9 protein-coding genes are annotated in these 12,980 nt (G+C 56.5%); all 9 read right to left on the reverse strand.

Annotation, left to right across the window (positions count from 1 at the left end):
• Positions 1 to 788: DUF4422 domain-containing protein (locus HMPREF1986_RS00990; protein WP_021772842.1), on the reverse strand; the 788-nt coding region annotated here is incomplete at its 3' end.
• A complete protein-coding gene (locus HMPREF1986_RS00995; protein ID WP_021772843.1) occupies positions 760 to 1,656 on the reverse strand; it encodes a hypothetical protein in 897 nt (298 codons plus the stop codon). The genes HMPREF1986_RS00995 and HMPREF1986_RS00990, both read right to left, overlap by 29 nt.
• A gap of 12 nt (positions 1,657 to 1,668) precedes the next feature.
• A complete protein-coding gene (locus tag HMPREF1986_RS01000) occupies positions 1,669 to 2,622 on the reverse strand; it encodes a glycosyltransferase family 2 protein (protein WP_021772844.1) in 954 nt (317 codons plus the stop codon).
• 312 nt (positions 2,623 to 2,934) lie between these two features.
• Entirely contained in the window at positions 2,935 to 4,440 is a 1,506-nt protein-coding gene (locus HMPREF1986_RS01005; RefSeq protein WP_021772846.1) for a B12-binding domain-containing radical SAM protein, read from the reverse strand.
• A complete protein-coding gene (locus HMPREF1986_RS01010; RefSeq protein ID WP_021772847.1) occupies positions 4,437 to 5,786 on the reverse strand; it encodes a sugar transferase in 1,350 nt (449 codons plus the stop codon). The genes HMPREF1986_RS01005 and HMPREF1986_RS01010 overlap by 4 nt, the downstream gene beginning before the upstream one ends.
• 177 nt (positions 5,787 to 5,963) lie before the next feature.
• A complete protein-coding gene (locus HMPREF1986_RS01015) occupies positions 5,964 to 6,458 on the reverse strand; it encodes a hypothetical protein (RefSeq protein WP_242837340.1) in 495 nt (164 codons plus the stop codon).
• Positions 6,459 to 6,574: 116 nt separating this feature from the next.
• Positions 6,575 to 8,158, reverse strand: a complete 1,584-nt coding sequence (locus HMPREF1986_RS01020; RefSeq protein ID WP_021772849.1) for a hypothetical protein — start codon at positions 8,156 to 8,158, stop codon at positions 6,575 to 6,577.
• A 320-nt stretch (positions 8,159 to 8,478) separates the two neighbouring features.
• Positions 8,479 to 10,281 carry an O-antigen ligase family protein gene (locus HMPREF1986_RS01025; protein ID WP_021772850.1) on the reverse strand — a complete coding sequence of 601 codons (1,803 nt, stop codon included), beginning with the start codon at positions 10,279 to 10,281 and terminating at the stop codon, positions 8,479 to 8,481.
• Between the two features lie 115 nt (positions 10,282 to 10,396).
• Complete coding sequence (locus tag HMPREF1986_RS01030; RefSeq protein ID WP_021772851.1) at positions 10,397 to 12,685, reverse strand: LCP family protein; 2,289 nt, start codon at positions 12,683 to 12,685, stop codon at positions 10,397 to 10,399.
• Between the last annotated feature and the right edge of the window lie 295 nt (positions 12,686 to 12,980).

The raw sequence follows: 12,980 nt of genomic DNA on the forward strand, positions 1-12,980 counted from the left end.
TCCGAGTCTGCCTGATGGCAGACTTCTGCGCTTTCTTCACGGAGGAGGGAGCAAAGTCCCTGTCTCGCTCTCTCCGAGAGGATCCGAAGGCTGTAGTTTTTCTCTCCCAGGACATAAACCGGGCGGCGGCGGACGCGGAGACGCTCCGTCCTTACAAAGACATTCAGAAGACGCTCCGCGAGAAAGCCGAAGACTCTCCCCTCCCGCTCGCTTCGTCCCGAGAGGTCGATCCGCCGTTCCAGTTCAAAGAGGAGCGGAAAGAGCCAGCCGCAGTAGCGCTCAAGAAGAGCTCTCGGCATGACAGCCATGTTGTAATAGGAGGCGGAATACCCTCCCATCAGCTCCCGGTAGGCCGAGTAATCATCCGGAAGGCGCTCCTCGATCAGGCTCTCCAGCGCCTCCAGATCCTTCTCTCTCCCCCCTGTCCGAAGATAGAGCTCCCGCACCGTGGTCCGAAGGCCCGTGATCGGCTCCGGAAGGATGATGTCATGTCTCCGAAGATCCCGCTCCGCCTCCGAAATCGTCAGATAGCGCCGGGGGGACAGCCCCTTCATGAAATATCTCCGGTAGTGGCAGAGGCCGACGAAATCCGAGCGGTCATTCTTCCAGATCCAGTAGAGCGCGGTGAGCTCGTTGAAGTTCGGATTCTTCCTTGAGATCTCCTCCCCGCTGTCATCCCGGAGGGAACCAGGGATCGAAAAGTCCTTCGCCCCGACGAGGATCGGCACATAGCCCGGAAGCGCGGGGAGCTCTGAGAGCTTATGGCACACGATGTAGAATTTCGTCATAGCTCAGACGAAGCCTCCTCTTAAAAAGCATGAGGAAGGAAAATAATCTGCTCCTCCCCGTGATGCGGCAGTAAAGCTGAAAGTCCCTCCGATAAATCCGGTATCTTCTCTCCGCTCTCTCCCTCCCGGGAAAGGAGGCACCGGAAAAATCCTGCCGGATCTCCCCCGGAAGGATCCAAAAGCGGTCGAGTCCCTTCTCCCGAAGCCGGTCCATAAGCCAGTAGTCCAGCATATCGAGAAAGATCCTCTCCTCGAAGCCCCCGAGCTCCCTAAGAAGGCTTCGGCAGATGCAGAGCCCGCTGTTGATGCAGTAGAGCCCCCGGTAATGCCCCGGCGCTCTCACGAAGTCCCCTGCCCTCTCAAAAAGCCGATAGGACTTCTTCGGGGAAAGGGGGCCGCGCAGGGAGCGGACCATCCCCGCGCGGAGCTCCGGGAATCTCTCCCCTCCCGAAGCTTTCTCCGCTTCTCTTCCCTCAAGGCAGCTCTCCCGGACATTCCTCAGATATTCCATTGAGAAAAGACTGTCGTCATCCGATAGAAATATCCAATAATCCCCCTCCGCATTCTCCCCTTTTTCAAAAGGAGCCCCGCCGGAAGATGCCCTGTCCTTTTCTCTTTGGTCAAGCTCCAGGAGGCAGCGGTTGTAGGCCGCGGAGAGCCCGAGATTCCTCCCCGCTGAGAGATAGGATATTCCACATCTCTTGGCCTCCTCCCGGTTTTTCGTTAAGAGCGCGGCGTCCTCGGAATTATCAAAAATCAGGATCTCCGTCTCCGGATACTCTCCGCAGAGCCTGATAAACTGCGGGAGGGAACGAAGCGCCCGGAGCTTTTTTTGATAAAGCACAGAAATAAGATAAAAGCTCTCCATCCTTCCCCCCGCTTAAAAGATCCGAAGCAGCACCGCAAGGCGAAAGAGAAAATTCCTCTTTCGGTAGGCGGTCCGGATCCTCCTGTCGAAGAAAAGCCGGAGCGAAGCGCCGGGACTCCTCCGATAGAAGGCGGCCTCCTCCGAGAGCTCCCTCTTGAGCGGACTCATATCGCGGGAAAAGGCGCGGAGGAGCTCCCCCGCCATCTCACTGTGAATCCGGTCGGGATGGAGCAGGGAATGGAGATAGCGCTTAAGCACCGCTCCCCCGGAGCTCTGGCAGCCCACCGCGTTGTTCCCATGCTGCCGGTAGAGAATCGGCGTATCTTCATCAAAGATAAGCCTCCCTCCGATCGCAAGACAGCCCTTGTGGATCCACTCATCATGCATCGTGATCTTCTCCGTATCCGGCTCCGAGCGGTTGATCTTAAGAAGAAGCGCCCGTGTAAAGAGCATCGTGCAGCCCGTAGAATTGCTCTTTATGAGGGCCGATGCAAAATCAAGCATCCTCTCCCTCGCGTCCCTCCGAAGCGGCAGGGGACAAAGCTCCGCATCCACCAGGCGGGGAAGCCCATAATAGAGCGCGGCCTCCTCCCTTCCCGTCTCAAAAAGGAGGGAGAGAGCCCTCGAGACCTTATCCGGGAGCCAGACATCATCCTGATCGCAGAGCGCATAATAAGTACGTGCCTCCGCTCTCTCCTCCCCCCAATCATAGTGCTCCGCCCTCTTCATGAGAGAGAGAAAGCTCCCGGCCGGACCCAGATTTCTCTCCCCTCGGTAAAAAGAAAGTCTCCCCTCTTTCTCATATTCCCGAAGTATCGCTGTCGTGCCGTCCGAAGAGCCATCGTCCCGCACAAGGATGCGAAGCTCTGTCCCCTCGGGGAGCTCCTGGGAAAAGAGACTCGCAAGCTGCTCCCTGAGATAACGCTCTCCGTTATAGGTCGACAGCAGGACCAGCACCCGCTCCATTATGACTCCATCCTCCTCTTTCCTCGTCCGACGCTTCCCCTGCCCGCAGAAAGACCAATAAACCAGTGCGCATAGCTGCAGGCCGCCGCTCTTAGCTCAGCTCTTCCCCCGCCCGCGGAAAGAAGAATACGCCATCACGCATAGCTGCAGGCTGCCGATTTCCGCCCGGCTCTTCCCCTGTTCATGGAAAGACGGATATCCCCGGCGTGAAGGCCGCAGGCCGCCTGCCCCTGCCGAGCCTTGCTCCCCGCCCACAGAGAGCTTCCGGCAGAAAGAAGCGTTCGGAAGCGGTCCTCCCGGCGGCAGAACCGTTCATCCCTTTCCGTTTCCTCTCTTCAGAAGATAGCGCCAGAGCTTCCCGAAGGCCTTCAGAGAGCGCACGAGGTCCGCCGGGTCCTTTAGCCCCATCCACAGGCGGTGCAGGATGTAGCGCGGTCTCAGATAGTAGCGCCTTCTCGCCCTGTCACAGAAGTTCACCATTTCCTCGGCACTCAGCTCCGGGAGATCCAGCACGGTATTGTGTGTGCCGTCCCGCTTGCAGTAATCCTCATAGCTCGATGCCCTGAGCCAGCCGTTTTTCTTCGCAAGCCGATAGACCTCTGTCCCCGGATAAGGGATCAAAGGAAAGAACTGCGCCGTATCCGTATTCAGACGGAGCGCAAGGCGAAGGGTCTCCTCTATCGTCTCCCGATTTTCCCCGGGATTTCCCACCATATAGCAGGCGTGAACCAAGAGCCCTGCCTTTCTGCTGTCCTCGATGTAGCGCTGCACCTGGCTGAGTGTCGTCCCCTTCTTGATGGCATCCAAAATCCCCTGGTTTCCACTCTCGATCCCGGGGATCAGCAGACGGCAGCCCGCTTTTTTCATGAGCTTCATGGTATCAAGGTCCAGGGTATTGACTCTCGCATTGCAAAGCCAGCGGAAGCGCTTCTGAAGCCCCCGCTCGATGAGGAGTCTGCAAATCGCTTCCACCCTTCTCCTGTCGATCGTAAAGGTGTCGTCCTCCAGTACAATTTCCCGCACATCCGGGAAATTTTCCGCAATATAGGAGAACTCCGAGACGACATTCTCCGGAGAGCGGAGGCGGTAGCGGTGCCCGTGCATGGTCTGCGGATAGACGCAGAAGGTGCAGTGACAGGGGCAGCCCCGCCCCGTGAAGATCTGAATCTCCGGATACTCCGCGGCCGGGAAGAAATAATCCCGGTAGTTTAAGCGCCGTCGGATAAACTCCGCGGCCATCGGGATCTCATCCAGCTTCTCGATATAGGGGGCGTCCGGATTGTGATGGATCAGCCCTGCCCCGTCCCGGAAGCTTATCCCCAAAATCCCGGAAAGCCCTGAGAGCGCCTCCGCCCGGGAGGCGCTCCCCTCGATAAGAGAGGCGAGTCGGCTGATCGTAAAGTCGTACTCCCTTCTCGCGATGAGATCAATCCCGGGGCCAAGCCGAAGTGTCTCCTCCGGCACAGCCGTCGGATGCGTCCCCACAAGGGCGATAAAGGCCTCCGGATAGCGGGCCTTCAGTGCCTCTCCGAAGGCGATGTCCCGGTAGATGGAGGGCGTGCTGGTATCCAGCACAAAGAGGCGGCAGCCCTCCGCCCTCTCCCGGATGAGAGAGAGGGACTCCGCCTCGTTGAGAGGCTTCGCGGGCGCATCCAGAAATTCTACGCTGTGCCCCTGCTTTTCCGCCCAGACCGCCGCATAGATCAGCCAGAGCGGGTAATAGAGCGCACCGCTCTTCGTCACGGCAGGACTCCTCGACTCCCTGGAAAACTTTCCGTATTCCGCCCGAAAGGGCGGATTGATAAAATAGATCTTCATTCCTGCCTGTCCTCTGTCCGGACTCCCTCTGCGCTCTCTCTCTGAAAAAGGATCTGGACCGTCTTAAGGAGAATCTCCATATCCATCATCAGACTTCCGTTCTGGATATACATAAGGTCCAGCTTCAGCTTGTCATAGGCCGTCGTATTGTACTTTCCGTAGACCTGGGCATAGCCCGTAAGTCCCGCCTTCACCTTCAGGCGATAGGAAAACTCCGGGATCTCCTCCTCATAGGCCGCCGCGATGTCCGGCCTCTCCGGCCGGGGCCCGACGAGGCTCATCTCCCCGAGGAGAATGTTCCATAGCTGGGGGAGTTCATCCAGGCGAAACGGCCGGATGAAGCGGCCGACAGCGGTAATCCTCTCATCATCCTTTTCGGCGAGGCGCGCCCTCCCGTCCCGCTCCGCATCCTCCCGCATGCTCCGAAACTTATAGATGTGAAAATGCCTGCCGTCCTTCGTGAGCCTCTCCTGCTGATAGATCACGGGCCCCCGGTCCTCGAAGCGGATGAAAAGCGCGATCAAAAACATGATGGGCGAGAAGAAAAGCAGCCCGAGCGCGGAGATCAGGATATCCGTCAGCCTCTTAAAGAATGCCCTCTCGATGGTGAGGCTTGAGTTTCTGCAAAGATAAAGAGGAGTATCGAAGAGATGCTGATTCTCCGCACTTCGGATCAGGATATCCGAAAGCTTCGGTGTGAGATAACAGCGGATTCCCCTGCGGTAGCATTGCTTTAGAATATAATTTCTCTCCCGGGAGGGGATATCATAGATGAGGACACAGCTGTACTGCTCCATCTCCCGCAGCACGGCCTCCATCCCTTCCCTCAGGCTGATTTCCGCTGCCAGGCTGATCCGGTCCCCCCGGCTTTTCAGCTTATCGAGGAGGTATCGGTCCGGCTTCTCCTCATAGATCAGAAGAACCCGGTGCGGGGGATAGGCCATCCGGTAGAGCCTCGTGCAGACGATGGACCAGACCAGGGAGATCAGCATCTCCAGCACGAAAAGGCAGGAGAGGGGAAGGACGGAGACCATCTTCTTGGTCAGCGCCACGATCTCGATATAGCTAAGCACATTCGCGATCAGAAGCCCCAGCGCATGGGAGGAAATCAGGTTCACAATCCTGTGATAGCCCGCCTTCCATCCGCCGTAGATCCCGATAAAAGCAAAGAGGAAGATCAGATAGAGGGAGAGCACCAGCCAGTGTCCCCTCCGAAAAAAGACAGTCTCCATCAGGGGACTGTAGTAATGCATCCAGACATAGCGAAAGAGCCTTCCATCCAAAAAAAGGAGAACAGCACAGAAGGCCGCACGGATCACCTTTTGATACTGTTCTCTCTCTCTCATCTAAGCTCCTGTCCTCCGGGCGGACAGCTGCCGCCCCGCTTCCCTTCCTTCACTTCACCGCACCGTATCATCATATCGAATGGGAAAGCTCTTGTCAAATCAAGGGAGCAAGGCTTTCATCGCGGAGCAGGGAACAGGAGCCCCGCCCCGTCCAAAGGCAAAGCGAAAAACGGGAGCTTAGTTTGAGGGCGAAAAAGGAAAGCTCTCCCCTGCCTTCACCTCAATCTCGCGATCCGCGCTCCCGCTTTGACGGATCACGATGCGGACGCCGTATTTCTCAAATACGCCGCCGAAGTTCTCGTTATCCGGCTCACTGTAGCGAAAATCCTGCGTTCTCGCCGCATTTCCCACTGCCTTCATCAGCTCCGACAGAAAGAGATCCAGAGCCTCCTCCGAGACATTCTCCATGATCTCGATCCGGATGAGAAACTCCTTCTTCTCATTGTCCCCGCTGAGATCCAGATCCTTCACGAAATCGTAGCCGTCATCATTCAGAGCATCCACCACATCGCTGTGAATCTGATCGAAGTCGAGGCGAATCTCCTTCGACTCCGGAGCCGTCGTCAGGGCGGGAGACTCCAGCTTCGTCTGATAGGTCGGTTTGCACGCCGAAAGAGACAGGGCCCCCGCAAGAACGCAGAACCCTGCCAAACGAATTCCTCTGACTCTCATACCATAAAATCCTCCGGCGGACAGCCCCGAGTCCATCTCAGGCCCTCGCCGTCCGCACGCAAAGAGCGCCGGGTGTAAACCCGGCGCCCCGAGAAGTAATTCCGCAGAATCCGAAATTACTCCGTGTAGACCTTCTTGCCGTTCGGAAGCGTGATCTCATTCTCGTGATCCTTGCTCTTGCTGTTGTAGGTCTTCTTGTCGCCAGCGTAAAGGATGACGCCGTCCTTATCGGTCAGATAGTAGACATCGTTGCTGTCCTTCACATTGGTCTTCTTCTCCTGCACAGCACCGGCAGCGTTCACGAGGACATGGTTGCCATCCGCGATGTTCGCAGTGCCATAGTACTCGACGTTCCTTCCGACGAGCTTCTTGCGGTTAGCGCTGTCTACCTGGACGCCGGCGAGGTTGGACTCCTCGTTGTCAGCCTTCAGGACCACACCGTAAGCAACATACTTCTTGATCTTGGAGACATAGTTGTTCTCCGCCTCACCGTTGGTCTTGAAGTACATCTGATAGCTATCGTCGTCGAACTCGACGTTCTGGTAGCCGGACTTCCTGGAGCCGTCCTTCTTCTCGTCGCTGGAGAAGTAGTAGAGCTTCTGATCCGCGCCAAGGCTGGCAGCCTGGTCAAGGTAAGCATCCTTGGAGAGATCAAGCCACTTGTCCTTGCCATTGTATCTGTTGGTGTAGTGTCCGTCGACAACGCCGACAATGCCGGAGAGCATACGGCCCTTCTCGTCGAAGGCATAGCTCTTGCCCTTGATCTTCCGGATGCCGTCCTTGAAGATCTTGCCGTTGCCCTGCGCCCACCACCAGCTGTAGGAGTCGTCGTCGTAGTCGTCCTTGTCGTAGTCCTCGCTCGGAACAGCCCAGACCCACTGATTCTTTCTGGCAGCTCCGTCCGCGTTGGTGTAGACAATGCTGTCCGTCGCGTTCGCCGGAGTATCGAAGCCGTCCGCGCCGTTCTTGGTAGCGGTGGACCAATCCTCGATCATACGGCCATACTTATCGAAGTAGAAGGTGTAGCCGTTGATATTCTTCTTCTTGTTGCTCTGCTTCTTTCCGTTGTTGTCGAAGTAGAACCAGAAGGTATCGCTGCCGTCGCCGTCGCCGCTTCTCACGGAGTCGGTGTTGACCGTCAGCTGAACCCAGCCGTTCTGAGCGGAGCCATCGTTCCAGCCGCCGAAGTAGTAGTCAGCATCAACCCAGGCATCGTCGCCGGTCTTGATGGTGTTGCTGTCCTTGTCGATCCAGCCGTAAAGCATCTTGCCGTCCTGATCGAAGGCATACTTCTTGCCGTTGATGGTCTTGAGATCGGAGACAGTCACCTGCTCGTTGTGATCTCTGTAGGCCTTTCCGTCAGAGCCGAAGTAGAACCATCTGTACTCCGCGCTGCTGTCGTCGTCGGTTGCAAGAGCAACCCACTGATTGCTGACCATCGCGCCGTCCGCGTTGACATAATAGTAGTCATCGCCGTCCTGGATCAGCTTATCGGTAGCCATGCTTCCGTCGGAATCGAGATAGAACCAGTAATCTCCGGACTTTCTCCATGCATCGGTAACAGCGCTGCCGTTGTTATCGAGATACTGCCAAGCTCCGGTGGAGTTGTCCCAGCCAGCTGCGAAGGTCACAGCGGAGGCACCAAGAGCGAGTAAAGCGGTTGCAGAAAGAGCTGCAACGATTTTCGTCTGCTTTCTCATAATAAATGCACTCTCCTTTTTGATTGATGGATTCAATATCCAAAGTTACGGGACTATTATACCTTCCGAGCTTAAATTATTCAAGTCCTTTTCTTAAATAACGCTTAGCTGCGGTAAATGTATGAATTAAGAGATATAATGCCCGCTGCCTTCCTTATACTACCTCATAAATCCCTCAAAGTACATAACAAAGATTCAACGAATTATTACAAAAAGCTGAACCTAAGAATTAAGGAATCCATAAGGATTGTTCGTATTATATCGACTCTCCGGAAAATGTCAAGTCCTTTTTTGATTCCCGGGGCTCTCCAGGCGGCGGATCAGGACGCTTCCCGGAGTCCGCGCGCGGCGGAAAGCCCGGTGAAGAGGATGACGAGAACCAGCGGCAGGACGATCGGCACCGCGATGTTGACGCTCGCCTGCACGAGGTAGACGAGGAAGGAGAAGCCGACGGCGGCGCACCAGTCCGATGGGAAGGATCTGTCCTCCAGCTTCTTCCCGAGCTCTCCGAAGAGGATGCGGAGCGAGCGGACGCAGAATATGAGATAAAAGACAAGCCCGAGGATCCCGATCGTGACGAGATAGTTCAGATATTCGTTGTGCGCCGCGTCGAAGACGCCGTACTCCGCCTCCACCATCTGCTGGAAGAAATTGTCCATCGTGACTGCATAATAGCTCTCCGGCCCCATCCCGATGAGCTTTTGAAGAAGGTCCATCTTCTTGATGAAATACTGCATCCCGAACTTCCAGTTCATCCCTCTTCCGGTTCCCCAGGTGTCGCTGAGTACCAGGACATTCCGGTACGGCTCCAGCACGCCGAGCGGTCTCCCGCTGTTTGCGATATAGAGGAGGATCATAAAGGAGAGGATGGAGAGAAGGAGTAGGATGCCCCAGATCCGAACGAGAAGCCTTCCGCCCGGAAGCGCCTGCTTAAAGCAGGCGAGGTATTCCTTCTCCCCCATGCTCCCTCCCGTTTTCCGGATTCCCTGCCTGAGGAAAAGGTAGTACATGAGACCGATGAGAAAGAGAAGAAGGAAAATGGCGATCGGGAGCATCTTGCTGTCCAGCGCGATGCGGAGCAAAATTCCATTCTCATAGATATTTCCGATATGAGGGATCGTCTCGCTCCTTGTGAGAAAGCCCAGCATCCACATACAGGAGAGGAAAACGAGGATCGACTCCCAGTAGCGGAGGAAGCTCCCCTTCCACCTCCAGGCGTAGAGGGGGAGGAGGGCAAAAAGCACCGCGAAGGAAAGGGCCACGTTGTCGGACTTTCCCATGAAGCAGGCCATATAGGAGATCAGCATGCCCGCGAAATAAAAAAGGCGGAGCCAGTTCTTCTCCTCCCTCAGGTGAAGAACCGTGAAGAGAGCCATATAGACCGCGGTCAGGCTGGTGTAGCTGTTGATATTCCCCACGCTCGAGGCGAAGGTCTCCCAGTAGACCGGAGCCACGCCGTCGAAAAAGTGGAAGAGATTCATCTTGAAAAAGTCCGTAATCCCCCAGAGGCAGACGAGTATCCCCGTGAAAAGTCCCAGGAGGATATGCCAGAGCTTGGCCCGGTAGATCCGGCTCAGCATGAAATAGGCGAGAAAGATCATAAACCACGTGAGAAAGCCCATGCATCTCCCGCCTCCGCTTTTCCCCTCCTGGGCGCCCCAGATGCCCCAGAAGGTCTCATAGAGATAGCCGGAGCGGAGCATGGAGACCAGGTAAACCACGATCAGAAGGAGCATGGGGAGGTCTGTCGAAAGAGGCTTTTTTACGATGCCGGTCTCCCGAAGCGCTTTTTCCAGGTCCTCAAAAAAGAGCCTGCATGCCGGGAAAAAGGCGCTTATTCTTTCTCTCAAACCGTGCGGCCCGGGAGAGGGTTTTTTCTCCTCCTTCTTCGCTCCCCTTTTCGCTGCGCGGCGGCGATATAGGAAATCCCCCTCAAAGAAGAAGCGATATAAAAAAACGAGAAGGAGGAAGACAGCCGCCCCGCCTGTCAAGATACAAAAGGCCTTAAAGCGGTCCTTGAGAATATCCCGGTAGCCCCTGAGAGTGAAGAGCGGAAAAAAACACAGCATCAAAAGGACATAGGCGTCCATGATCCGCTCTGCATATCGGTCTTTTGTATTCATCGATGAGCCTGCCTTTCTCTTCGCGCATACATGTATTTGCACCGGCAGAGGAAAACGCCGGTGCAAAATTCAATCTCTTTCCTGCTGATTTATTCTCGGTGGAATCCGACTTTCTCTAGTTTCCCGAATCCCCGCCGGGGCCCGGCTCCGGACTCACGGAGGCATCATTCCCCGGTTTTACGGGGCTGTCCGTCTGCACAGGGGAATCATCCTTCTTCGTGCTCTCCTGCGCCTTTGTGCTCTTGGTTTCCTTTCCGGGGGCGTCGTCCTGCTCCGTCGTCGTCTCACGGGACTTCTGGCCCTCGGAGGAACGGCTGCTCTCCTGCGTCCTGCCCTCGGTCTGGCTCGGGCCCGCATTTCCGTCCTGGGTGCTGCTCTCCGATCGGTTCTTGCCTGAGCCCTTGCTCTCCGTATCCTGTGAGGAACTGCTGCTCTTTGCGGAGCTCTCGGAAGAGCCGTTCTTCTCCGAGCTCTTGCCTCCGGAGTCCTTCGCAGCATCCGTCTTCCGGCTCTCTGACTCTCCGCTTCCCTTTCGGCTGCGGCTTCCGTTTTTATCGGTCTCGGAGGTGCTTTCCCCGCTGCTCCGGCTCTTTGTCTCCCCGCTGTCCTCCGTGCTCTGCTTTTTCTTACTCTTCCGGTAGACCTGCTCCGTCTCCTCCTCGTCCCTTCCGGCGCCGGATTTCCTGCGATCCTCCTTCGGCGTGCCGCCGCTCCGATAGGTTCCGCTGTCCTCCCCGATTCGCTTGCTGTAGGTCCAGACCGCATCGGAGGGATTATAATCGTTGTCTCCGAAGAGGAAAGAGTGAGCCCAGGTGACGTTAGAAGCGAGGCTCGTCGGTATGACACAGTCTCCCTTCTTCCCCATCATCTGCGTCTTTAAATCCTTCGGGAAGCCCTCGGAGCCGACGATATTGTAGCGGGAAATTCCCTTTGCCAGCTGCACGAGATCTCCGGCGTTGATATTGAAGGCGAGCTGCGGAAGGACGGTGTCGATAATGGAGGTCAATGTCACAAGATCCGCCTTTTTCGCCTTTTCCAGCACCTGGGAGATCACCTCTCTCTGTCTCCTCGTCCTGCTGAAGTCATCGTCCATATAACGGAGTCTGGCATAGGCCACGGCCTGCAGTCCGTCCAGATGCTGCTTCCCCGGTCCCTTGATGTACTCCGCCGCGGGATTATTGGTGATCTTTCCCTTCACGCCGGTCTCGGTAATATAGGCATTCATATAAAATGCCTCTTTTTCCGTGAGATCCACATCCACACCGCCGATCATGCTGATCGCGTCCGCGACAGCCTTCCAGTTAAAGGTCGCGTAATGCTCGATATTTAGGTCCAGGTTTTTATTCAGGGCGGCGACGGCCTGCTCCGGCCCGCCGTCCGCATAGGCTTCGTTGATCTTCGCGAAGCGGCTGCCCGCTCCGAGATTCAGGTAGGTATCCCGGTAAACGGAGAGAAGCTTCACATCTCCGGTCCCCATGTCGATGTTTACGACGATCTGCACATCCGCGTTCGCGCCCTTTCCGACGCTCCCGTCCCGGGAGTCCACGCCAAAGACCGCCACCGTCCAGTAGCCCTGCATCTGCTGCTGCTTCGTGACGTCAATATTGGTGTTCTTCACCTTCTCCGTATTGAACTCGACCTCCTGCACGCTGCTCAGGCGGTACTGCACCGCCCAGACGCAGAAGACCGCCCCAAGCGTCAGAATCTCAAGGACAGCGATTCCTATAATCCTCCGGATCAGCGCTTTTTTCTTTTTTTTCCGGCGGAGCCGCTCCGCCTCGATCTCCTCTTCCCCGCCGGAATGAATGCGGAGAACATCGATATGGTCCCTGCCGCTCCCCGGCTTCTTCCCGTTCTCCGGCTTTTTCTTGTTCTCCGCTTCCTCTCCGCTCTCCGCTTCCTTCTCTTTTCCGGACTTCTTCTCCGCATCGCTTCCGGAGGAGGCTGCTCCCTTCTCCGCGCACTTTCCGCTCTCTTCCGAGGCGGGAAGGGAATGGCTCTTCCGATAGCGCTTCTTCGGGTTCTGGGTCTTTTCCCCTTCTCCCTCTCCCTTTTCCGGCTCCGGCTTTTCCTCCCTTCGCTTCTCAGCGCTTCCCTGCCCGCTCAGAGAATCCGGAGAGGACTTTCCCGCCTCCCCGCTCTTTTCGGAAGTATTTTCGCCGGAAGATTTCTTTTCCGAAGCCTTTCCCTCTGAAGTGCTTTTCCCGGACGCATTCCCTGCGGAAGAATCCCGCCCGGCTCCCGTTTCTTCCGGTCCGGACCTTCCTGCCTCCTTGCTCTTCTTCTCCGAATCCTGCCGCTCCGGTTTCCCCCCGGACCCGGCCTTCTCAGAAGACGTCTTCTCCAGCTCCGTCTCTCGCTCCGTGTAGGGTCTTCTCGCACTCTTATTCTTCTCTAAGGCCATAGGTCCTCTCCATGTAGCTCTGCTTTACTGCTCTTTCTGTACTGCTTCTATTCCCATTCCAAGGGGGACGCTGTCCTTCCCCGCCGCGCTGTCATTTCCGCTAATCTGTGCAGCTTCCCCGGCGTCCGGCGATTTGCACGCACCGCCAGCTCCCTCATTCGCATTCCCGCGGCCCTTCGGCCCGCTCCTTGCTCATGCGGGGGTGTGTCTTAAAGTCTCGCTTCCTCTCTCATGCAAGCATGTCTCTTCGGCTTAAGCTTGCTATGATTCCGCATGGCTCCGCCGCTTCGCTGCT

This window comes from Oribacterium sp. oral taxon 078 str. F0263 (assembly GCF_000469565.1).
Classification (GTDB): domain Bacteria; phylum Bacillota; class Clostridia; order Lachnospirales; family Lachnospiraceae; genus Oribacterium.

Excerpts from the sequence above, each read along its gene's own strand:
- HMPREF1986_RS00995 (WP_021772843.1), bottom strand. The coding sequence starts at position 1,656 with ATGGAGAGCTTTTATCTTATTTCTGTGCTTTATCAAAAAAAGCTCCGG.
- HMPREF1986_RS01000 (WP_021772844.1), bottom strand. The coding sequence starts at position 2,622 with ATGGAGCGGGTGCTGGTCCTGCTGTCGACCTATAACGGAGAGCGTTAT.
- HMPREF1986_RS01005 (WP_021772846.1), bottom strand. The coding sequence starts at position 4,440 with ATGAAGATCTATTTTATCAATCCGCCCTTTCGGGCGGAATACGGAAAG.
- HMPREF1986_RS01010 (WP_021772847.1), bottom strand. The coding sequence starts at position 5,786 with ATGAGAGAGAGAGAACAGTATCAAAAGGTGATCCGTGCGGCCTTCTGT.
- HMPREF1986_RS01015 (WP_242837340.1), bottom strand. The coding sequence starts at position 6,458 with ATGAGAGTCAGAGGAATTCGTTTGGCAGGGTTCTGCGTTCTTGCGGGG.
- HMPREF1986_RS01020 (WP_021772849.1), bottom strand. The coding sequence starts at position 8,158 with ATGAGAAAGCAGACGAAAATCGTTGCAGCTCTTTCTGCAACCGCTTTA.
- HMPREF1986_RS01025 (WP_021772850.1), bottom strand. The coding sequence starts at position 10,281 with ATGAATACAAAAGACCGATATGCAGAGCGGATCATGGACGCCTATGTC.
- HMPREF1986_RS01030 (WP_021772851.1), bottom strand. The coding sequence starts at position 12,685 with ATGGCCTTAGAGAAGAATAAGAGTGCGAGAAGACCCTACACGGAGCGA.